16 protein-coding genes are annotated in these 22,023 nt (G+C 66.6%); 4 read left to right on the top strand and 12 right to left on the bottom strand.

Annotation, left to right across the window (positions count from 1 at the left end; translation table 11 throughout):
• Positions 1-24: 24 nt before the first annotated feature.
• Together VFE28_00355 and VFE28_00350 are read right to left on the bottom strand one after the other, a co-directional pair.
• Complete coding sequence (locus VFE28_00355) at positions 25-2,127, bottom strand: S9 family peptidase (GenBank protein HZM14425.1); 2,103 nt, start codon at positions 2,125-2,127, stop codon at positions 25-27.
• 184 nt (positions 2,128-2,311) lie between these two features.
• Positions 2,312-3,307 carry a hypothetical protein gene (locus VFE28_00350; protein HZM14424.1) on the bottom strand — a complete coding sequence of 332 codons (996 nt, stop codon included), beginning with the start codon at positions 3,305-3,307 and terminating at the stop codon, positions 2,312-2,314.
• 181 nt (positions 3,308-3,488) lie between these two features.
• On the opposite strand from VFE28_00350, the gene VFE28_00345 reads away from it, so the two are divergent.
• The 3 genes from VFE28_00345 to VFE28_00335 all read left to right on the top strand — a co-directional run bounded on the left by VFE28_00345 (position 3,489) and on the right by VFE28_00335 (position 8,554).
• Positions 3,489-4,250 (top strand): energy transducer TonB, encoded by a 762-nt coding sequence (locus VFE28_00345; protein ID HZM14423.1) that lies wholly within the window; start codon positions 3,489-3,491, stop codon positions 4,248-4,250.
• Positions 4,251-4,424: 174 nt separating this feature from the next.
• Entirely contained in the window at positions 4,425-7,175 is a 2,751-nt protein-coding gene (locus VFE28_00340) for a glucosidase (protein HZM14422.1), read from the top strand.
• 29 nt (positions 7,176-7,204) lie between these two features.
• Positions 7,205-8,554, top strand: a complete 1,350-nt coding sequence (locus VFE28_00335; protein HZM14421.1) for a TAXI family TRAP transporter solute-binding subunit — start codon at positions 7,205-7,207, stop codon at positions 8,552-8,554.
• Here the strand turns inward: VFE28_00335 and pflA are convergent.
• The 10 genes from pflA to VFE28_00285 all read right to left on the bottom strand — a co-directional run bounded on the left by pflA (position 8,548) and on the right by VFE28_00285 (position 20,327).
• The gene (pflA, locus tag VFE28_00330) at positions 8,548-9,399 is read right to left on the bottom strand and encodes a pyruvate formate-lyase-activating protein (GenBank protein HZM14420.1); all 852 of its coding nucleotides are present in this window, start codon (positions 9,397-9,399) and stop codon (positions 8,548-8,550) included. The two genes, VFE28_00335 and pflA, sit on opposite strands and share 7 nt — an antisense overlap.
• A 12-nt stretch (positions 9,400-9,411) precedes the next feature.
• Complete coding sequence (pflB, locus tag VFE28_00325; protein HZM14419.1) at positions 9,412-11,673, bottom strand: formate C-acetyltransferase; 2,262 nt, start codon at positions 11,671-11,673, stop codon at positions 9,412-9,414.
• Positions 11,674-11,695: 22 nt separating this feature from the next.
• On the bottom strand, positions 11,696-12,892 hold the full coding sequence (locus VFE28_00320; GenBank protein ID HZM14418.1) for an acetate/propionate family kinase: 1,197 nt from the start codon (positions 12,890-12,892) through the stop codon (positions 11,696-11,698).
• A 68-nt stretch (positions 12,893-12,960) separates the two neighbouring features.
• Positions 12,961-13,968, bottom strand: coding sequence for a bifunctional enoyl-CoA hydratase/phosphate acetyltransferase (locus tag VFE28_00315; GenBank protein ID HZM14417.1), 1,008 nt, complete (start codon positions 13,966-13,968; stop codon positions 12,961-12,963).
• On the bottom strand, positions 13,965-15,221 hold the full coding sequence (locus tag VFE28_00310; GenBank protein HZM14416.1) for an MFS transporter: 1,257 nt from the start codon (positions 15,219-15,221) through the stop codon (positions 13,965-13,967). Before VFE28_00310 ends, VFE28_00315 begins: the two co-directional genes overlap by 4 nt.
• A gap of 37 nt (positions 15,222-15,258) precedes the next feature.
• Positions 15,259-16,863 (bottom strand): L-serine ammonia-lyase, encoded by a 1,605-nt coding sequence (locus tag VFE28_00305; GenBank protein ID HZM14415.1) that lies wholly within the window; start codon positions 16,861-16,863, stop codon positions 15,259-15,261.
• A gap of 294 nt (positions 16,864-17,157) precedes the next feature.
• Positions 17,158-17,955 carry a hypothetical protein gene (locus VFE28_00300; GenBank protein HZM14414.1) on the bottom strand — a complete coding sequence of 266 codons (798 nt, stop codon included), beginning with the start codon at positions 17,953-17,955 and terminating at the stop codon, positions 17,158-17,160.
• A 196-nt stretch (positions 17,956-18,151) separates the two neighbouring features.
• Entirely contained in the window at positions 18,152-19,375 is a 1,224-nt protein-coding gene (locus VFE28_00295; protein ID HZM14413.1) for a tetratricopeptide repeat protein, read from the bottom strand.
• A 15-nt stretch (positions 19,376-19,390) separates the two neighbouring features.
• Complete coding sequence (locus tag VFE28_00290) at positions 19,391-19,564, bottom strand: hypothetical protein (GenBank protein HZM14412.1); 174 nt, start codon at positions 19,562-19,564, stop codon at positions 19,391-19,393.
• Positions 19,565-19,679: 115 nt separating this feature from the next.
• On the bottom strand, positions 19,680-20,327 hold the full coding sequence (locus tag VFE28_00285; protein HZM14411.1) for a hypothetical protein: 648 nt from the start codon (positions 20,325-20,327) through the stop codon (positions 19,680-19,682).
• A gap of 476 nt (positions 20,328-20,803) precedes the next feature.
• Here VFE28_00285 and VFE28_00280 point away from each other — a divergent pair.
• Positions 20,804-22,023 (top strand): hypothetical protein (locus VFE28_00280; GenBank protein HZM14410.1); only part of this gene is annotated, 1,220 nt, incomplete at its 3' end.

Here is a 22,023-nt window from a genome sequence, read left to right as displayed (position 1 = left end):
GGCTCGCCGCCACGGCGTTTGCGCCTAGCGGAACGCCGCCTCCGGCGCCTCCTTCAGGTGCTGCTCGTACCAATCGAGCACGCGGGTCAAGAAGTCGTGCTGGTGCGGCGATTCCTCGAGGCCATGTCCGGCGCGGGGATAGCGCACCAGCTCCACCTCGCGGCCGAGGAGCCGCAGCGCCGTGTACAGCTCGACGGCCTGGCCGACGGGGACGCGCCGATCGCTGTCGCCGTGGGCGATGAGGATGGGGGTCCGGCACTTCTGCACGTGCGCGAGGGGCGAACGTTCCCAGTAGAGATCGGCGTTCTCGTAGTAAGGCAGGTTCCAATGCACGGTGGCGTTCTCCAGCGGGATGTCGGAAACGCCCTGCATGGAGTGCCAGTCGGTGATGCCGGCGAAGTCGACGGAAGCGGCGAAGCGCTCGGACCACGCCGTCGCTGCCCAGGCGGAGAAGTAGCCGCCATAGGAACCCCCACCGATCCCCACCCGGGCGGGGTCCACCGTGCCGGCGGCGGCGAGTGCGTCGATGCCGGCGAGGACATCCTCGAACTCCTTGCCGGCCAGATCGCCGTGATCGCCGCGTTCGAAGGCCTCGCCTCGCCCGGTGCTGCCGCGATAATTCGGCATCAGCACCACGTAACCGCGCTGGGCGAGCAGCTGCGCCCACTGCGAGTACGAAGTGTTCCAGCCATTGCGAAAGCAACTCTCCGGCCCGCCATGGGCCATGACGACGAGGGGATAGCGCGCCCCCGGCGTGTAGCCCACGGGGTGTACCAGCACGCCCTCGATGTCGAGGCCGTCAGTGGCCTTCCAGCGCATCACCTTCTGAGCGCCGAGCTGTGTGCGCTCGACCTCGAGATTGGTCGTGGTCAGACGGCGAACACGGGTGCCGCCGCTCGAATAGGCGGCAGCGAAAATCTCTCCTGGATGTCGAGGCGTGTTGCCGACCAGAGCGAGGGTCTTGCGATTGCTGGAAAGGGCGAAGCCAGAGAAGATGGGCCCGTTGGTGAGGACGTCGCGCAGTTTGCCCCCCGCCGCCGGCACCGTGACCAGCGCCGTCGCAGTGCCCCGCGAGGCTGCATAGAGCAGGGTGGAAGCATCTGTCCACTCCAGCGCCGTGGCGCAGCCGGGCTCGGCTGTCGTCAGGGCACGCGCCGTGCCGCCCGTCGCGGGCACCACGTAGACCGTACCGGGGAAGGGGTCGTTGACGCTGGTGGCGCCGAGCCAGGCGACGTGCTTGCCGTCGGGGGAGAAGTGCGGTTGATCGAGCTTGCCCTGGGTGCGAACGAGCGGCGCCGGCTCGCCTCCCGTGGCGGGGACGAGTGTCAGGCGCGACGTCAGGTACGACTCGTCGACGCGGGCCGAGTCCGTGAGGCGCACGACCAGGCTGGTGCCGTTCGGCGACCAATCGAAGTCCAACACGTTGGCGTCGGTCGTCGTGAGACGCACGACCTTGCCATCGGCGACGCGCACGGACCACAGAGGCGTCGGGGTGAGGTCGACATCGCCTTCGATCCAGTCCCGCCCCTTCTTGCGCGCTTCCTTCCGCTCCGCCGGCATGGGAGCCTTGGCGGTGAAGGCCAGAGCCTCGCCGGTGGGTGACCAACGGCAGCTGCGAACGGAGTACTCGCCCGCCGTCAGTTGCCGCGCCTCGCCGCCCTGCAGGTCGATGAGGAAGATGCCGGCCTTGTCGGCGTCGTCCTTGTCGCCATCGCTGTCGCGCCCAGGACGGTTGGCCAGGAAGGCGAGCCGCTTGCCATCGGGAGAAAACGCCGGCGACCAGGAGCGCTGCTTGCTCGGCGTGAACTGCCGCGGGTGTTTGCCATCACGATCCATGAGCCAGATCTCCAGATAGGCCGAGCCGCGGTCCTCGTCCAAGCCGCGAGGGACCTGGAGCGTGTAGGCGATCCACTGACCGTCGGGCGACACGGCCAGATCACGGATGCTGCGCATCGACACCACCATCTCGGGGGTCAGCGTGCCCGCGGGGGTCACGGCAGCCGCCGCAGGGGCGTGCGCCTTTTGAGCGCTGGCAGGGATCGCCGCCGAGACGAGGGCGAGGAAGAGGAATGTCACCGGGCGGATCTCGGCAAGGATGCATGGGGGAGCAAGTCGTCGCGACAGCATCGTCGGCCTCCAGGGTGCGGCGGACCCTCGGGCAGGCCGCGTCCCCCTCGAGGGCGTGGCCTTGCAGCGGGTGTGGTTCGAGAAAGAATGTAGCGCACCGAGGGTAGGACAGGAAGCAGAGTACGCGCGGCAACGGGCAGGTCGGCGCGGGGGGGGTGCTCGTCACTCCAAGCAGGGTGGCTCGTCACTCCAAATGGAATGCGTCCAGGGTGAGGCTGAAGGGAGCCGTGGGCTCCACCGCGAAGACGACAATTCGGGCGATCCGGCGCATGTCCATGGTGCGGCCCTGGAGGGCGGAGCGCACCTCGGCGAGAGAAATGCGGAAGGTGTTGGCCCCGGGGTTCACGGTCAGCTCCCGGTTGAAACGATCGGTGTAGCGCACCATGTCGTGATGCACATCGTCGATCCGGAGCACGATCTTCACCGGAGCCGCGAGGTCCGAATACACCTGGAAGACGAGATCCCGGTAGCCAGTCCAATCTGGAGAGGGCTCTCGGAGGACGAAGCGCGGGTAGGACGCGGGGTGGAAGGTGACGCGACCGGCCTTGCCCGCGCTGCGCCGATGGGCGGGGCTTCCGTCTCCCCAGCCCTCGGGCTCCGGGATGCGTTCGAGGTCGGCCTCCCACATGTCGATGAACAAACGCTCCCAGGAGGCTTCGAAATCACAGAGCCGCGGGAGGGCGGCATCGCGCTGGGCGTAGCTGGCGAGGACGCGGGCCACCGGCACGAAAGCGATCGCGAAGAGGAGAACGCTGCACGGGAGCGCGACGAGACGCACGAGCCATCCACGACGGAAGGGCCCGCCGGGGTCGCGTTCGCAGGCCCAGGCGGCGAGGAGGAGGGCCGAGGCTCCGAGCACGTTGCGCAACAGGTCGGCGACATCGGCGTCACGGGGCAGGAAGATCTGGACGATCTCGATGCCGAGGCCGCTCGCCGTCGTGAGAGAGAAGGCCAACACGTAGTCGGGGCTTGTGCTGCGGGGATGACCGTTCCAGGCCACGATGAGGCGCAGGAACACCAACGCCAGATAGCCGGACATCACGGCGTGGCCGGCGTCGAAGAGCGACTTCCAGAGAAAAGTGTCCGCCGGTGTCCGCAGCAAGGCCACGAGCGAGACCAGAGCGGCGACGGAGACCGACCAGAAGAGCACGCGCTCCGGTTGTCTCGGGGCGAGAGGCATGGTCGGGACCTCCGTCGGGCAGGCACGCCAAGACACGCGGCTTCCGGCGGCTCATTATGGCCGCCCGTCGCGAAGTGTCCAGCCGAAGCAGCTGGCGAACGACAAGTCGGCGCCACGTTTGACAACTGCCGGAGCCCTCACCATATTGCGGCACCCACCCGCGTACACGACGGGAGGCCGCATGGCCCGGCTGGCGATTCTCGGCCCCACGCGCTCAGGACGTTACCCGCGTTGGGGCTTTCTCGATCGCTTCGAGACCAACGAAGTCATGCCGCGCGCCTGCGGCGCGACCCTCGCCTTGCTCGCCCTGCTCGTGGTCTCGACCCTCCTCGCGTACCACCTGAGGCCAGTGAAGGAACGCACGTCGGGCCCATCGAGGCAGCGAACGACCGGTGTGGTGCAACTCTCGGAGTATCCGGTCCCACCACCGCCCATGGTGCGGCGGCGGCCGCCAGCACCCGTTCCCGTCTCGCGGCCGCGCTGGGGAGCGCTGCACCTCGTCGATGTTTCGGTGCCGGAGGAAGAATCGATCGGTCCGCCCAGTGACGCTGGAAGTGGAGCCGGAGACAGCGCGAGTGACCTTGGCCAAGAAGGCGACGCTCTCGACATCGGCGACGAACCCGCACCTCTCCAGGCTCGAGACGAGACCTTCGTCGCCTTCGAGCACGAGCCCGAGCTGGTGTGGATGCGCGAGCCTGTCTATCCCGAGATCGCGCGCGATGCGGGCATCGAGGGTTTGGTCCTGGTGCGCGTGCTCGTCGGCGCCGACGGTACGGTGCTCCAGGTGACACTCTTGCGCAGCGTCCTCGGCCTCGACGAAGCGGCGCTGGAAGCGGCCAAGACGGCGGTCTTCCGCCCCGCCTTGCAACAGGGACTTCCCGTCCAGGCCTGGGTCGTCATCCCGATCGAGTTCAGCCTGCGTGCCGACGGAGCGCGCGACTAGCGCCACCCGCGCGTTTCCGCCCCCCGAACCATCGACCGTCCGGACGACGGGCACCCAAGTCCTCGTGGGCTATGCACGCGCCTCCCGGGGGGCTATGCTTCCGAGCCTACGCATGGAGCACGGGTGGGGCGGTATCGAGGGCCGGGGTATCGACCGTGGTCAGGAGAGTGCGCGATGAACGCGGAGCAAACTCGTCTCGAAGCGGCTCGGGACAAGAAGCTGGCATGGAAGAAGTGGGGACCTTATCTCAGCGAGCGCCAGTGGGGTACGGTCCGCGAGGACTACAGCGAATCCGGTGACGCCTGGAACTACTTCAGTCACGATGACGCGCGCTCGCGCGCCTATCGCTGGGGTGAGGATGGCATCGCGGGGATCAGCGATGACCGGCAGCTGCTCTGCTTCGCCCTGGCGCTCTGGAACGGCAAGGATCCCATCTTGAAAGAGCGTCTCTTCGGCTTGACCAACAGCGAAGGGAACCACGGCGAGGACGTCAAGGAATACTATTTCTATCTCGACTCCACGCCGACCCACTCCTACATGAAGACGCTGTACAAATACCCTCAGGCCGCCTATCCGTACGACGATCTCGTGCGAACCAACCGCGCTCGCGCCCGCAACGAGATGGAATACGAACTGCTCGATACGGGCGTCTTCGATCAGGATCGCTACTTCGACGTCGTCGTCGAATACGCCAAGGCCACACCCGAGGAAATCCTCATTCAGATCACCGCCCACAACCGCGGTTCGGAGCGGGCGGCGCTCCAGGTGTTGCCGACCCTCTGGTTCCGCAACGTGTGGTCCTGGGGCGGCAATGGCGTCAAGCCGTTGCTTCGCCAACTCGCGCCCGGTGTCGTCGCTGCCACCCATCCCGACCTCGGCCGGCGCTTCCTCTACGCCGAGGGCGCGAAGGAGCTCCTCTTCACCGAGAACGAGACCAACACCGCGCGGCTCGTGCACGTCCCCAACCAGACGCCGTATGTCAAGGATGCGTTCCACAACTTCATCGTCTACGGACAGCGTGAGGCGGTGAATCCGGAGCAGAGCGGCACCAAGGTGGCGGCACATTATGAGCTGACCGTGCCCGCCGGCGGCTCCGTTACCATCCGTTTGCGCTTGACCGACGTGGCACCGGGCGAATCCGCCGTGGCCAAGACCGAGCCAGGCGAGCTGTTCGGGAGCGCCTTCGATGCGGTGATGACGGTGCGGCGGAAGGAAGCCGACGAGTTCTACGCTGCGGTCATTCCCGCTTCGTTGGGCACCGACGGGGCCCAGGTGATGCGCCAGGCGCTCGCCGGCATGCTCTGGTCCAAGCAGTTCTACTATTACGATGTCGGCAAGTGGCTCGATGAACGTGGCGCCAAGCAGTTCAACTCACGGCATCTCGCCCCGCGCAACGCGCATTGGCATCACATGCACAACGCCAACATTCTCTCGATGCCCGACAAGTGGGAGTACCCTTGGTATGCGGCCTGGGACCTTGCCTTCCACTGCCTGGCACTGACACTGGTGGACGTGGAATTCGGCAAGCAGCAGCTGGACTTGATGCTGCAAACGCACTACCTGCATCCCAACGGCCAGCTGCCGGCCTACGAATGGAACTTCGGGGATGTGAACCCGCCGGTACACGCCTGGGCCACGATCTTCACCTATCGGCTGGAGAAGAACCAGAAGGGCCAGGGAGACCTCGAGTGGTTGGAACGCTCCTTCCAGAAGCTGCTGCTCAACTTCACCTGGTGGGTGAACCAGAAGGACCGCTCCGGGAGCAACGTCTTCGAGGGCGGCTTCCTGGGACTGGACAACATCGGGGTCTTCGATCGCAGCGCGCCGCTCCCGACCGGCGGCTACCTGGACCAGGCCGACGGGACAGCCTGGATGGCGCTCTTCTGCCAGAACATGCTGGAGATCGCCGTCGAGCTGGCGCAGACGCGACCGGCTTATCTCGTGCTCTGCGAGAAGTTCATCGAGCATGCCCTGTGGATCACCTCGTCGATGCTCCATGCCGGCGATGACACCGGCATGTGGGACGAGGAGGATGGCTTCTTCTACGACGTGCTCCGGCTGCCCGACGGCCGGGCGCAGCGCCTGAAAGTCCGCTCCATGGTCGGGTTGCTCCCGCTGTGTGCGGTCACCGTCTACGAGGGGGAGCTGCGCGGCAAGGACCCCGAGATGGAGGCGCGGTTGCGCCGTTTCCTCGAAGGGCACCCGGAAGTGACCGCCTTCATCCACGACCCGGCCCGGCGCAACGTCGCCGGCCGCGCCATGAGCGCCCCGTTGAACGAAAACAAGCTCCGCCGGGTGCTGACGCGGATGCTCGACGAGAGCGAGTTCCTGAGCCCCTACGGCATCCGCTCCGTTTCCAAGTACCACGAGGCGCATCCCTATGTCCTCCACGTGGGAGGCCAGGAGCATCGCGTCTCCTACCTGCCGGCGGAGTCCGACAGCGGCATGTTCGGCGGCAACTCGAATTGGCGGGGACCGATCTGGCTGCCGGTGAACGGGCTCATCATCCGCGCCTTGCTCCACTATTACCTCTACTACGGCAACGATTTCGTCATCGAGTGCCCCACCGGCTCCGGCAGGCGCATGAACTTGTACCAAGTGGCGGAGGAGATCGGCCGGCGGTTGAGCCACATCTTCCTGCGGGATGGCAGCGGGCGGCGCGCGGTCTATGGGGGGACACGGAAGTTCCAAGAGGATCCGCACTGGCGTGACCTCATCCTGTTCTACGAGTACTTCCACGGCGACAACGGCGCCGGCCTCGGTGCCAGCCATCAGACCGGATGGACGGGCATCATGGCGCGGCTCATGCACCTCTTCGCGACCACCACGGCAGAGCAGGCCCTCGAGCTCGGCAAGGCAGCCGCCGCGCGGGAGATCGACGAGCGCGCCCAAGCCGACCGCGCCGTCGTGCCCCAGGGCGGCTGAGACGCTCGGTGTGATCGCGAGGAGAAGCCATGACTGTGCCGTCGCCGTCCCGCACTCGCACGGGGCTCCGGTGGGTGCCCGTGCTTCTCGCGGTCGCCGTCCTCGGCGCGTTGGCGTGGGTGGCCTTGACGATCGGGAACCCTTTTCCTCCGCGTACCGTCGTGATGGCGACCGGACCCAAGGGCAGCGGGTTCGATGATTTCGGCGCCCGCTACCGCCAGATCCTACAGCGCTCGGGAGTCGACCTTCGCCTCGTGGAGACGGCGGGCTCGGCGGAGAACCTCACGAAACTGCGCGACCCCCGCGCCGGCGTGAGCGTCGCGTTCATCGAAAACGGACTGACGAACCAGGACGAGTCGCCCGATCTCGTTTCGCTCGGCGCGATCACCATCGAGCCGCTCTGGCTGTTCTTCCGGCGCCAGGAGTCGGGCACCCCGGCCCAGCGGTGGGTGGGAAAACGGATCTCGATCGAGCCCGAGGGCAGCGGCACGCGGGTGCTGGCACGCCGGCTCCTGGCGCTGAACGGCATCGACGAGACGACGGTCCAGCTGCTCGGTCTCACACCGGAGCAGAGTGCGGAGGCGCTCCTGCGGGGCACAATCGACGGCGCCATCATGCTCACCGCCTGGCAGTCGTCGGTGGTCCAGAAGCTGCTGGTCGCCGAGGGCATCGTGCTCGAGGGCTACCCGCGCGCGGACGCCTATGTCGCCCTGTTTCCCTACCTCAACAAGGTCGTGCTTCCCACCGGCGTCGCCGACCTGGCGAGGAACATCCCGCCCGCCGACGTGCCGCTGCTCGCGGTCGAGGCGAGCCTGGTCGTGCGGGAGGACATCCACCCGGGACTGCAGTACCTCCTCCTCGAGGCCGCCGCAGAAATCCATGGGGGCCCGCAGGTCTTCCATCGTGCCGGCCGATTCCCCGCTGCCGAAGCGATCGACCTGCCGCTGAGCCAACAGGCCCGGGCGTTCTACAAATCGGGCCGGCCGTTCGTATACCGCTATCTCCCTTTCTGGATGGCGGGCCCGGCAGAACGCCTGATGATCCTGCTCATTCCTCTGTTCACCGTGGTGTTCCCGCTCGTCCACTTTGTCCCCGCGTTCTACGCCTGGATGATCCAGCGCCGGATCTTCGGTTTGTACGGCGAGCTGAAGGTTCTGGAGACGGAGCTGGAAAAGGTGCATCCCGGTGAGCCTGCCCACGATTTGATCTTGGGGCTCGACAAGCTCGCCCGGCGCGCGAGTCGCCTCCGTGTCCCCCTCGGCTATGCGCAGCGGTTGTTCATCCTGAAGAGCCACATCGCCCTGGCACAGCAGGAGGCCGAGAAGCGTCGCGGTGTTTCGGATCGCGAACAGCGCGCGGAGGCAAGGGCCGCTCAGTAGGCCTTCAGCCCTTCGGCGCGGAAAGCCGCGCACGCCTTCTCCACCGCTTCCGCCGTCGGGGGCTTGACCTCCGGGAGCTTGTACTCGAGCCCGAGTCGCTCCCACTTGTAGCGGCCCATCTGGTGGAAGGGGAGAACGTCCACGCGCTCCACGTTCCCGAGGCCGCCCGCGAAGCGGGCGATCTTGGCGATCTCGTCCGGATCATCCGTCCAGCCCGGCACCAGCACGAAGCGCACCCAGATCGGCCGCCTGAGCGCCGCGAGGCGGCGCGCGAACTCCAGGGTGGGGCCGTTCTCCATGCCGGTGAGTTGGCGGTGGCGTTCGGGATCCCAGAGCTTGAGGTCGAGAAGGTAGAGGTCGATCCCCTCGAGCTCGGCGTCGGTCAAGCGCTCGCCGAAGTAGCCGTTGGTGTCGAGGGCGGTGTGGATGCCCATCTCTCGCGCGGCGGCGAAGAGCCGCACCGCGAAACGGTGCTGCATCAGGGCCTCGCCACCGCTCAGGGTGAAGCCGCCGGACATCGCCTTCAGCCCGAGGCGGTACTTGCGCAGCGCTTCCGTCGCCCGCTCGAGAGTGACCGGGATCCCGTTTCTCATGGTCCAAGTGTCCGGATTGTGGCAGTAGACACAACGCCACATGCAGCCCGCCGTCCACGCCACGAGGCGAACCCCGGGGCCGTCGACCGCCGAGCCGGTGGTGAAGGAGTGCAGGAACCCCATGTCGCCGCTGGCGACCGCCTCGCGCACCGTCGTTTCCGGCAGATCCTTGGCGAGGTTGACGCGCATCTCGAAAGGGCTGCGCGCCTCGAGCGGGGTGTCTGCCGGAGGCTGGTTCTGTTCGTGGGTCATGGGAACCTCTGATCAGGCGCCGTGGAAGGTGCGGTTGATCACGTCCATCTGCTGCTCCCGCGTCAGGCGCACGAAATTGACCGCATAGCCCGACACGCGGATCGTCAGGCTCGGGTACTTTTCCGGGTGCTCCATGGCGTCCAGGAGCGTGTCGCGATTCAGCACGTTCACGTTCATGTGGTAGCCGGTGCTGCCGAAGAAGGCGTCCAGGATGCTGGTGAGATTGGTCTTGCGGTCGTCGGCCACCCGCCCGAGGCCTTCGGGCACCAGGCTGGCGGTGAGGGAGATGCCGTCGGCCGCGTCGCGATAGGGGATCTTCGCCACCGACGCGGCGGCGGCGTGGATGCCGTGGCTGTCACGGCCGTGCATCGGGTTCGCGCCCGGGGCGAACGGTTCGCCGTGACGGCGTCCGTCCGGCGTGTTCCCGGTCGCCTTGCCGTAGACGACATTGGAGGTGATGGTCAGGATCGATTGGGTGTGGACGGCGCCGCGATAGGTGGGGTACTTCCGCAGCTTGCCCATGAAGGTGCTGACGACCCAGGTGGCGAGATGGTCCACACGGTTGTCGTTGTTGCCGAACACAGGAAACTCACCTTCGGTCTTGTAATCTGTGATGAGTCCGGTTTTGTCGCGGACGACTCGTACCTTGGCATGTTTGATCGCCGAGAGGCTGTCGGCGACCACGGACATGCCCGCCATCCCGAAGGCCATGGTTCGTAGAGGCGCGTAGTCGTGCAGCGCCATCTCGAGCCTCTCGTAGGCGTACTTGTCGTGCATGTAATGGATGACGTTCATCGCGTTGACGTAGACCCGGGCCAGCCAGTCCATCATCTTCTCGAACTTCGAGATTACGTCGTCGAAGTCGAGGATGTCACCCTGGGCGGCACCGAGCGCCGGGCCCACCTGCTCGCCGCTCACTTCGTCGCGGCCGCCGTTGATGGCGTAAAGAAGGCATTTGGCCAAATTGGCCCGGGCGCCGAAGAACTGCATCTGCTTGCCCACCAGCATCGGCGAGACGCAGCAAGCGATGGCGCCGTCGTCCCCCCAGGTGCGGCGCATGATCTCGTCGCTCTCGAACTGAAGGGAGCTGGTGTCGATGGCGACCTTGGCGGCGAAGCGCCGGAAGGCATCGGGCAGATGCGGCGAATACCAGATGGTCAGGTTCGGCTCGGGCGCGGGACCGAGGTTGTAGAGAGTATGCAGCAGGCGGAAGCTCGTCTTCGTTACCAACGACCGCCCATCGTCCCCCATGCCGGCGATGGACTCGGTGACCCAGGTCGGATCGCCGGCGAACAGCTCGTCGTATTCCGGCGTGCGGAGGAAGCGGACGATGCGCAGCTTGATGACGAAGTCGTCGATGATCTCCTGCGCCTGCTCCTCGGTGAGGCTGCCGGCAGCGAGATCTCGCTCGAAGTAGATGTCGAGGAAGGTCGAGGTCCGCCCCAGCGACATGGCGGCGCCGTTCTGCTCCTTCACTGCTCCCAGGTAGGCGAAGTAGAGCCACTGCACCGCTTCCTTGGCGTTCCGAGCCGGACCGGAGATGTCGAAGCCGTAGCTCGCTGCCATCTTCACGAGCTCCTCGAGAGCCCGGGTCTGCTCCGCGAGTTCCTCGCGATCGCGGATGACGTCGTCCGTCGACTGCACCACATCGAGGGCGGCTTTCTCCTCTTTCTTGCGCTCGATGAGCCGTGCAACGCCGTAGAGCGGCACGCGCCGGTAGTCGCCGATGATGCGGCCGCGACCGTAGGCGTCGGGCAGCCCGGTCAGGATGTGCGAGCTCCGGCAGCGCCGGATGTCCGCGGTGTAGCCGTCGAAGACGGCGTCGTTGTGCGTCCTCCGGTACTTGGTGAAGGCCTCGACCATGTGGGGATCGGGTTCGTAGCCGTAGGTCTTGAGCGCGCCGAGGACCATGCGCAAGCCGCCGTTCGGCATGATCGCGCGCCGGAGCGGAGCTTCGGTTTGCAGGCCGACGATCATCTCGTGCTCCCGGTCGATGTATCCCGGCCCGTGGGCGGTGATGGAGCTGGGGAGCGGGGAGACGTCGAGGACTCCTTTTCGCCGTTCTTCGACGAACAGCTCTTGCAGGCGTTTCCAGATCTTCTGCGTGCGCTCCGTGGCCGGGGCCAGGAAGGATTCGTCTTCCGCGTACGGCCGATAGTTCTGTTGGATGAAGTCCCGGACGTTGATTTCCTTTTGCCAGAGACCGCCCTGGAATTCCCGCCAGGCAGCTCCGGTCTCCCCGGTCGCTTTCTCTCGTGCTTTGATCGATGCCATCGATCGCTCCTTGTTGGTTTCGTTAGGCCCCAGGCTCGATCAGTCCGAGCAACCGCCCGGTGTGCCGGGCGATCATCAGCTCTTCGTTGGTCGGGATCACCCAGGCCGAGACCGCGGCCCCCGGTCGGGAGAGGCGCGGACCCTTGCGCGCGTTCGCCTCGGGGTCGATCTGGATCCCGAGCCAGGCGCAGGCTTCGCCGATGCGGCGGCGGATCTCGGCCGAGTTCTCCCCGATGCCGGCGGTGAAGACCAGGCCGTCGATCCCGCCCAGCACGGCGGCGAGCGCTCCGATCTCCCTGGCGGCGCGGTAGACGAAGTAGTCCACCGCCAGCTTGGCGGCGGGTTCGCTGCTCCCGAGCAGCTCGCGCATGTCATTGCTGATGCCGGAAATGCCCAGCAGGCCGGATTTCTTGTAGAGGACGGTCTCCACTTCCTTGACGCTGAGGCCGAGGCCCTGAAAGAGGTAGAGGACCACACCGGGATCGAGGGCACCGGGTCGCGTGCCCATGCAGAGCCCGTCGAGAGCGGTGAACCCCAGGCTGTGGTCGACGCTCTTCCCGTTCCGCAAGGCGCACAGACTGGCGCCGCTCCCGAGATGCGCGACGATCACCCGCCCGGCGGCGATCTCCGGCGCCACCTGCGGCAGGACCGAGGCGATGTACTCGTACGAGAGGCCGTGGAAACCGTAGCGCTGCACGCCGGAGCTGCGGAGGTCTCGCGGCAGGGGGATCACTTCGGCGACGGCAGGCTGGCCCCGATGGAACCCGGTGTCGAAGCAGGCGACCTGCGGCACGCCAGGAAGGCGCTCCGTGACCGCTTCGATGGCCCCGAGGTTGTGCGGTTGATGCAGGGGAGCGAGCGGAATCAGCTGCCGCAGCTCCTCCAGGACCGGGGGCGTCACGATGGTGGGGGCTGCATAGTGCATCCCGCCGTGCACCACACGGTGGCCGACACCGAGCACGCGCCCCTCTCCATACCGAGAACGGAGCCAGGCCGCGAGGGAGTCGAGGGCGCCCCGCCCATCGCTCACCGCCTTGTCGAGTGGCTGATCGGTGAGACTGGCGCCGGCTCCGTCCTTCACGGTCAGCCGCGGCGCGGTTCCGATCCCCTCGATCTGGCCGCGCGCGTCCAGGTGCCAGGCGTCGCCTTCCGGCCTCCCATAGACACAGAACTTGAGGCTCGAAGAGCCGGCATTGAAGACGAGGGCGTATTCATCCATACCGTATCGCTCCGCTCATCGATGCGTCTCACTCAGGCGTACGCCATCAGCTCGCAGCTTCCAGCGCCTCATCGCGGTGCCCTTCTACGAGCGTGGGCCGCCAGTGTGGCGACGGCGACGCTCGCGATTCTCGAGCGGACGCTGTCGGAGCGGCTGGTCAGAATGATGGGCACGCGGGCTCCAAGCACGAGGCCGGCGCTATCGGCGTTGGCCAGGAAGCTGAGCTGCTTGGCCAGGATGTTGCCCGCCTCCAGGTCGGGGGCGAGCAGGATGTCCGGATCGCCAGCCACCTCGGAGTGGATTCCCTTCGTTTTTGCCGCTTGCTTGCTGATGGCGTTGTCGAAGGCGAGCGGGCCGTCCAAGAGGGCTCCGGTGATCTGCCCGCGCTCTGCCATCTTGCACAGGGCGGCGGCGTCGAGAGTGGCGGGCATCTTGGAGTTCACCGTCTCGACGGCGGCGAGGATCGCAACCTTCGGTTTCTCGACGCCGAGGGAGATGGCGAGATCGATGGCGTTCTGGCAGATGTCGACCTTGTCTTCCAGATTCGGTGCGATGTTGATGGCTGCGTCCGTCACCACCAGGACCTTGTGGTAGGTCGGCACGTCCATGATGAACACATGGCTGAGGCGCCGTCCGGTGCGGAGCCCCGTCTCCCGCGCCACCACGGCAGCCAGGAGTTCGTCGGTGTGCAGGCTGCCCTTCATCAGGAGCTCGGCCTTGCCCTGGCGCACCAGCTCCACGGCTTTGGTGGCAGCGGCATGGGGGTTCGGCGCCTCGACGAGCTCGACGTGGGCCAGGTTGATCCCCGCCTTCTTCGCCAGCTGCTTGATCTGGGCCAGCGGCCCCACGAGGATCGGCCGGCTCAACCCCTTCTCGCCGGCCTCGACCGCCCCGGCCAGAGCCGTCTCCTCGCATGGATACGCGACCGCGGTAGGGATCGGTTCCAGGCTCTTGCATCGTTCCAGCAACCGCTCGTATTTCCCCGTCCCGGTCTTCGCAGGTGTTGCAGTCTTCCGAGGTGTTGCAGTCTTCCGAGGTGTTGCGGTTTTCGCAGTGGTTGCGCTCTTCGCAGTCATGGAGTCCTCCCGGCGACAGCTGGGGCCGGCCGCCGCACCGCGGGCCCCGTTTCTTTCAGGATGAAGGTGAGAACGATGGCCAGTCCGACGCCGATCATGAGGGGCCCGAACGCCGTCTGATAGTGCTCGAGCGTCTTCACACTGGATCCCTTGGCGACGGTCGTCAGCACCCAGCCGAAGACCGGACCCAGCACGGCGCTGAAGGTGAAGTTCAGGAAGTTGATCACCCCGGTGGCGGTGCCGCTCATCTCCGGCGGATTGGCCTCTTTGATCACCGTATACGGCAGCATCGCCGCACCCGATGCCAGCCCCGCCACGAGGCCGAGCAGGTAGGGAGGAAGGACGCCGGCGGGGCCGTGAAGGATCCAGGCGAGGCAGCCGAGAAGCACGACGGCGCCCGTCAGGATCACCGGCTTGCGCCGGCCGAGCCGGTCCGAGAGGAAACCCAGCAACGGGCAGCCGATGATCCACCCGAGCGGCACCGTCGCCGAGCGGATGACTGCGGCCCCGTACTCGAAGCCGCGGGCTTCCTGCAGGTAGCGCACGCCCCAGATCATGTCGAAGATCGTGGTGGGGATGAACAGCAGGCCCGCGATCATCCCGCACAGGATCGACTGCGGATTGCGGAACACCGTGCCCATGGCGCGTGCGGCGCTCTTCAGCCAGTCGCCGCTCGGTGGCTTCTTCTCCTGCTCCGGGAGGAGCACGAACAGCAGAGCTCCGATCACCAGGCCCCCGAGACCCATTCCGAACCAGAAGCGATTCCACGGGATCCCTGCCCCGATCACCGGCCCGACCACGAATTGGCCGGCGGATCCCCCGGCCATGCCGAACATCTGCGTGGCTCCGATCAACGTGGCCGCGCGGGAAGCGGGGAAGCTCTGCGTGGCGATGTAGACGGCTCCGACGAGCGCGAACACGCCGCCAGCGCCCTGCAACAGCCGCCCGGCGTTCGCCGCCGCGTTGTTCCCGGAAGCGAACAGCAGGGCCCCGATGCCCACCGCCGCCGCGCCCAGTGGCACGACCCGTCGCGGTCCGAGACGGTCCATGGCGACGCCTGCCACCAGGCTGAACGGGGAGTAGCCCCAGTAGAAGAGGCCGACCATCGAGGCGACGCCCATGGCGCTCAGGCCGAAGGCATCGGAGAGCTGCGGCATCATGACGGCCGGTGCCGAGCGCAGCGTGTACTGGTAGAAGTAGTACACCGCCGTGATCAGCCAAGCGACGGCCGCCACCCTGGTGGTGCGGTTCACTGGGCGGACTCCGTCTGCCTCGTGTCCCGGGCCGGCGCTAGCAAAGCGTCACCGAGACGGCCAGGCCGCCCTCGGAGGTCTCCTTGTACTTCGAGTTCATCTCCTTGGCGGTGAGCGCCATGGCGGTCACGGTCGTGTCGAAGTCGAGACGACGGTTGGCCGGAATCTCGTTGCTCGCGATCATGAAGCCGGTCCACGCCTTGACGGCGCCGAAGGCACAGCGCTCGATGCAGGGCACCTGCACGTAGCCCGCCACGGGATCGCAGGTCATGCCCAGGTGGTGCTGCAGCGCCGATTCGGCGGAGTTCGCGATCACCTGATGGTCGAAATCGTGGGCCTGGGCAATGAGGGCCGCTCCCATCGCGGAAGCGACGCCGATCTCCGCCTGACACCCACCTTCGGCTCCCGAGAGGGTGGCGTTGTGCTTGCAGAGGTACCCGATCGCCGCCGCGGCGAGGAGGCCGCTGCGGATCTTCTCCTGCGGCAAGTTGCGCCCGCCCTCGCCGAGGGCGTAGACCAAGGCGGGGATCACTCCGGCCGATCCACCCGTCGGCGCGGTGACCACCAAGTGGCCGCGGGCGTTCTCCTCCGATCCGGCGAGCGCGTACGCCGACACGACTCCCACGCCGCGCTGTTTCTCGAAGGTGTCGTCCATGGCGCGCTTGTAGACCTCGCCGGCCTTGGTTTTGAGCTTGATGGGCCCGGGCAGCGTGCTCGACGGCGCGTTCAGCCCGGACTTGACGATGTTGACCATGGCCCCGGAAATCTTGTCGAGGAAGGCGTTGATCTCTGCCTCGCTCTTGCCGGAGACAGCCACCTCGTTGGTGAGGACGACCTGCGCGAAGGAGAGCTTGCTCGCTGTCGCGTGCGCCTGCAGCTCCTTCATCGTGGCGTAGGGATACTTGGGTTGGCCCTTCTTCGGCGGCTCGTAGCCCTTCCACTCGATGAAGCCGCCACCCACCGAGTAGTACTCGAGCTCGTAGATCGCCTTGTCGCCGCCCATCAGCTTGCAGGTCATGGTGTTGGGGTGCGGGAAGTCACCCTTGGCCGAGTCGTAGACGATGTCCTTGAGCGACAGGTTGAGTGTCTTGCCGCCGAGCGTCACGGGATAGCTCTTCCCGGGGTCCGCGGCCAGGCCGTCGAGGAACTCCGGCGCGACGGTCGCGGGCTCTTTGCCGAGCACGCCGGCGAGGGCGGCGCGCTCCGTGCCATGCCCCTTCCCGGTGGCGCTCAGGCTGCCGAAGAGGTGGACCTTGATCCCGGTGACCTTCGCCAGTTGGTCCGCCGGCAGCTTGGTGCAGCGTTTGTAGAAATCGTAGGTGATGCGCATCGGGCCGATGGTGTGCGAGCTGGAGGGCCCGGGGCCCACCTTGTAGAACTCCTCCAGCGTGGTCATGATCGGACCCTTCGACTTCTTCACCACGTTGAGCTCGGGTGACAAGTCGGGGACCTTGGGAGGTGCGGCGGTGGCGCCCTTGGCTTGTGCTTCCGCCACAACCGGAAGACCCATGATGACCGCCGTCGAGGTGATGATGGCGCTCCGCATCAGGAAAGTGCGACGGTCGACGCCCGGCGGAATCGCTGCCGCGTTCAGCTCTTTCTCGGGCTGAAAGATCTCTGGGCCGGAATCCTCGCGCTTCATCTCTCGCTCCAATTCTTTCGGATCGCGCCCGCCTTTCCCGCGACGGCGAACACAACTCCCACTCCTGTGACTTGTCCCCAAAGTGGGTGGAGGAATACCTCGAATCTCGTGCTGGCGCTTTTCGCGAACGACAATACCGTACCACCCGGGTACGGACAGGTCCAGTGGCGTGGATCTCGTCCGCGAAGGCGCACGAGCGCGGTCGATGTCGAAGGCGTTCGTCAACGGGCCGAGAACACCAGGGCCTCTCGCGACCGCCGCGGGAGGCCCTGGAGAGACAGCCCAATCAGGGATTCAACGATAGAGCGACTTCAGTTCGCTCCACGTGCCTTGCTCCAGAGGTGCCGGAGCGAACCCCTTCGGCACGCCACAACTCCCCAAGCTTCCCGATCCGTTGATGACGAAACGACCGCTGGTGGAACACTGCGAGTCGTTCGGGAAGGGTGGGGTCTGCGTTTGGCAAAGCACGATGTCGTCTCCGAGGCAGACCTTGGTGTACACGGGTCCGTCGCAGAGGGTGAACAGGGGGCAACGGAAATAGATGTTCGAGGGATGGGAGTGCTGGCTCACGGTCATCTGGAACTCCGGCGGCCTCTGGGACGGGCCGCAAGGCACGGTCGGGATCACCACGATTGTTTCGAGCAACCTGCGACCCTGATCTCCGGTCTGGCAAGTATCCCAGGTGATATTCATGCCGCGCCGCTCCGGATCGGGAGGAGTGAAAGCACTGCCAAGAGTCACCGTCGCCCCGGGAGCGGGAATCTCGAACATGATGTACCCGAGGTCGGGGAATCCATCCGGGCCGATGCGGACGGCGAACTCCACACCGGTGATGCCCTGGGCACTGGCACCTTCGAGGACGGCGTAGACCTTCAGCGTCGGCGGCGTGCAGGTGCCGAAGGGCGGCACCCCGGTTTCGGACGCATCGTTCCACTTGATGAGCCAATAATCGCATTCGGCCCCTTGGAACTTGCGGCCGTGCTTGTCGAGGAGCCCGGCGACGATGGCGATGTCGCCGTCCGAACCCCAAGCGGGCAGACTGGTGAGGGCGAGGGCGACCAGTGTAACAACACTCGGAAGCTGTCGGAACATGAGAGTCGCCTCCTTGATGAGAAACGGCGCGTCGAAGCCCGCGAGCGGGCAAACCTACGGCACCGTGTTGCCTTGGGGGGACGTGATTCTGCGCCGGCTTCCCCGGCAGCGTCAAGAGGGTCTTTTCACCAGGGGAGCGCGCGTGGGTCATGCCGCGGCGTACGAGGACAGTGACCGCAAGGATCACGGGGGCCCGTCACTGCACGGGTAAGGCGTCGATCTTCTTCTTCAGGCCGGCGATGGTGTTTTCGTTGCGCTGTCCCGGTGGCAGGGACTCGGCGAGCTGCAGCGCTTCCTCCAGGGTGGCGCGCGCCGCACTGGAATCGCCACGGCCCCCCTGGATGTCCGCCAGGTTCTGATAGATGCGGAGCTTGCGCGGGCCGTACGCGCGCTCGAGGGCGCGCTGCGAGGCGGCGATCGCCTCGTCCCAGCGCTTGAGCTCCTTGTAAGCGACGGCGAGTCGCGCGGGTGGGTTGTAGTCGTCCGGGAAGTCGCGTTCGGAGGCTTCCAACATCGGGAGGGCTCGGGCCGGTTCGCCGAGCGTGATGTACGCCGTGAGCCGGTGAGGATCGAAGACGGTGCGACCCGCGGGTGACGCGGCCGCATTCGCCGCCTTTTCGAGGAAGGTGGCCCAGCGTTGGGCCATGGCTTTGACTCCTGCTTCGTCCTTCGCTTCTTTGCGTGCGTCGACGAGGATCAGGTAGACGCCGGAGCGGTCGTCGGCCGCGACGTCGAGCTTCTCGTCGCCGACGACGGCGAGCGCGTCTGTTTCGAGCGCCGCGACGAGCCCGGCGCGCGCCTGATTCTCCTCCGGCAGACCCAGCGCTGCCTCGAGGCCCAGCGCCGCGACGTTGGCCGCGGAAGGCGTGTTGCGTAGCGCTGGGAAAGTATCGCGGGCGAGGGTGGCGCACGCCTCGTTCGCATCCGTATCCAGCAGGGCGAACAGGAGGGACTCGGTCGCACGTCCTCGCGGCGGCCAGTCCGCCGGGGCTTGCGCCAGGGCATCGCGGAACGCCGTGGCGGCCTCGGCGTTCTTGCCCTCGCCAAACAAGCCATCGGCCCGCGCCAGGAGGGCGTCGGCACCCCCCGGGGTCGCCGGCGCGGTGTTCTCGCTCGGTGCTTTCGCTTGCTTGCTGCCCGTGTGCGAGGCGGACGCGCCCGACTTGGCCGCGACCTGCCCATTCATGGCGGCTCGACCTTCGTCGAGCATCTTCTGCAGCTGCGTCACCGTGGCGCCGCCCACCCAGCGCAGCAGCACCTTCTCACTCGTCGGGTCGACGATGAAGAACGATGGCAGCACCGGCACGACGTACTGCTGCCGGAAGGGCGCGTTTTCCCGCTTCTCCGTGTCGATCTCGAGCCAGACGAACCGCCCGGCCTGCCCGGCGAGCGCCTTGTCGGTGAAGACGAAGGCGCGCATCGAGCGGCAGGTGTGTCACCAGGGCGCCCAGGCTTCGATGAAAAGCGGGAGCTCGAGCTCCCGCGCCTTCGCCAGGGCGGCCGGGTAATCGTCCTGGATGAACGGCAGTACCTTCTGCGCCTCCGGAGCGGCGCCGTGCACCGCCGGCGTCCAAGTCATGCTCGCCAGGACACAGCTCGCGACCGACACGAGAAGCAGCGACCTCGATCGCTGGGTCCGTGTCATGCCGTGGATGCTAGCAGGTACCCAGCCGGGCATCCAGCCCACCGGTCTCCAGGGTGTATCTGGCGCGCCGGAGGAGGGCTCATGGCCGGGAAAAGAGCGCCTTTACCTCGCTCCAAGTGACGTCGCGGACGGGCACCGTCTCGGACTGCGTGTCGAAGGAGATGACCCAGAAGCTGGACCCGCTGCTGGACGACACGGTCCCCATCTTCGTCCCCGCCTCGGCGAAATGGATGTCTTCCGGCCCGTTGGGCAAATCGTGGCCGTCGAGGACGCCGTAGGGCGGGTCGGAATCGATGAACTCGAGCGCCAGGATGCCCGACCCGAGGTTGTCGGGGAAGTTCACCGTGGTGTTGGAGAAGCCGGTGTAATCGAGGTAGTCGCCGCCGCACTCCTCGTTGCAAAGGCTGACCCCTTGCAGGTCGGACTTCCACACCTGCGTCCCGATCGTGATGGTGATTTCGTGCCCCGATGCGGGTGGGAACAAGTAGGCGCGCTCGGAGGGACCGACTTCCACCGGGGTGGCGCCGCCGGTGGTGTAGACGACGGTCCCGCTGACCGGATTGCCGACGCTGATCCCGGCAGGAGGGCTGGTGAAGATGGCCTGCACGTCGGTCACGGTCCCCGTGAAGCTGAGGACCACCGCTGCCCCGGCGGTGCCGGCCGCCAGCAGACCCGCCAGCAGGATGGCCCCGGAGACGAACCCAAAGGTCGATAGCCAGTGCTTCATCGTCGTCCTTTCGGAAGGAGGTAGCAGAGACAAGGGGGCTCTGGGGCAACTCTAGCAGACGGGTGCCAAGCACCGCGGGCACGAGGTCGGGGACTGGGTCACGGGGCCGCGGCTGTGCCTTTTCGCCCATCGACCCCTGCGCCGAAGTACTGGTGCGATGCGCAGCACCACCCGCGATCATCGCCGTCGAGTGATCCAATCCATCTCGTGATGTCACCCGCACGGTCACGACAATCTCGTGCTGTTTGGGGCAGAGACCACACAGACCCTCGTCTCGCGGGACCGATCACGGACGATGGTCCCCCATTCTCCCCCATTGCGTGGCACCTGGCTTGCTGTAGCGGGACGGCCGCATTCGCCGCGCATACTCTGCTACGGGGTCGATGGTGCTCTGGTCTCGCCGTTTCCCCAACCGAACCTCCCATATTCCGTCGAGAACCCTGGTGGGCGGTCTCCTCGTGGCTGCGATCGCGGCCATGGCACCCGCCCGTTGGGCGAGCACGCCTCCCCCTGGCATTGCCGACCTCCCGCAGCTCGGCCTGGCGAAGTCGGTATCCGCCGGGCCGGTGAACCACGGCGATGGCACCCACACCGTGACCTACCGGATCCGGTTGGAGAACCGCGGGGACGAGACGCTGTCCAACCTGCAGGTGACTGACGATTTGGCGGCGACCTTCGCTGCCGCCACGAGCTTCAGCGTGTCGTCCGTGAGCAGCTCCGACTTCGCCACGAACCCTGCCTTCGATGGCTCTGGGGATACGAACCTGCTGGCAGGGAGCGACAGCCTGGCGGTCGGAGGCAGCGGCGTCGTTGACCTGACCGTGACGGTGACGACGGGCGAGGCCCTCGGTCCCTACGACAACAGTGCCACGGGGAGCGCGCTGGGCGCTGGTGGGAGTCCCGTGTCCGACGTCTCGACCGCCGGCTCCGACCCCGATCCCGATGGCAATGGCGATCCCAGCGACGACGCCACACCGACAGAGGTCACCTTCAGCGAGTCCCCCGAGATCGGCGTGGCGAAAGCCGTGGTCGCGGGGCCGACGAACAACGGCGACGGCACCTACACGCTCACCTATCGCGTCCGGGTCGAGAACAGCGGCGACGTCACCATCCACGGCGTGCAGGTGACCGACAACCTGACGATGACCTTTGGTGGCGCCGCCGTCGTCGTGGAGGAGGTGACGGGATCGGGCCTCACGGCCAGCTCGAACTACAACGGCACGACGCACAGGAATCTCCTCGCCGGCACGGATCTCCTGGCGACCGGCGTGAGCGGATCCGTGGATCTCCGAGTGCGGGTGACACCGGGGTCCGATCTCGGCCCCTATGGCAACAGCGCCACGGGGAGCGCCACGAGCACTGGCGGAACACCCCTCAACGATGCTTCGACCGCGGGGGCGACGCCGGATGCGAACGGCAACGGCGATCCTGGCGACGACAGCGCGCCGACCAACGTCACCTTCAGCGAGTCTCCGGAGCTCGGCGTCGCCAAGACCGTCGTCGGATCCTCGACGAACAACGGCAACGGCACCTACACCCTCACCTACCGGATCCGGGTCGAGAACAGCGGCGATGTCCCCGTCCACAGCGTGCAGGTGACCGACAACCTGACAACGACCTTCGCCGGCGCGACTATCTTGGTGGAGCAAGTGACCGCCACGGGTCTCAAACGGAATTCGGCCTACAACGGCACGAC

The sequence above is a fragment of the Candidatus Krumholzibacteriia bacterium genome, assembly GCA_035649275.1.
Classification (GTDB): Bacteria; Krumholzibacteriota; Krumholzibacteriia.
This window is presented reverse-complemented; position numbering and strand designations above follow the sequence as displayed.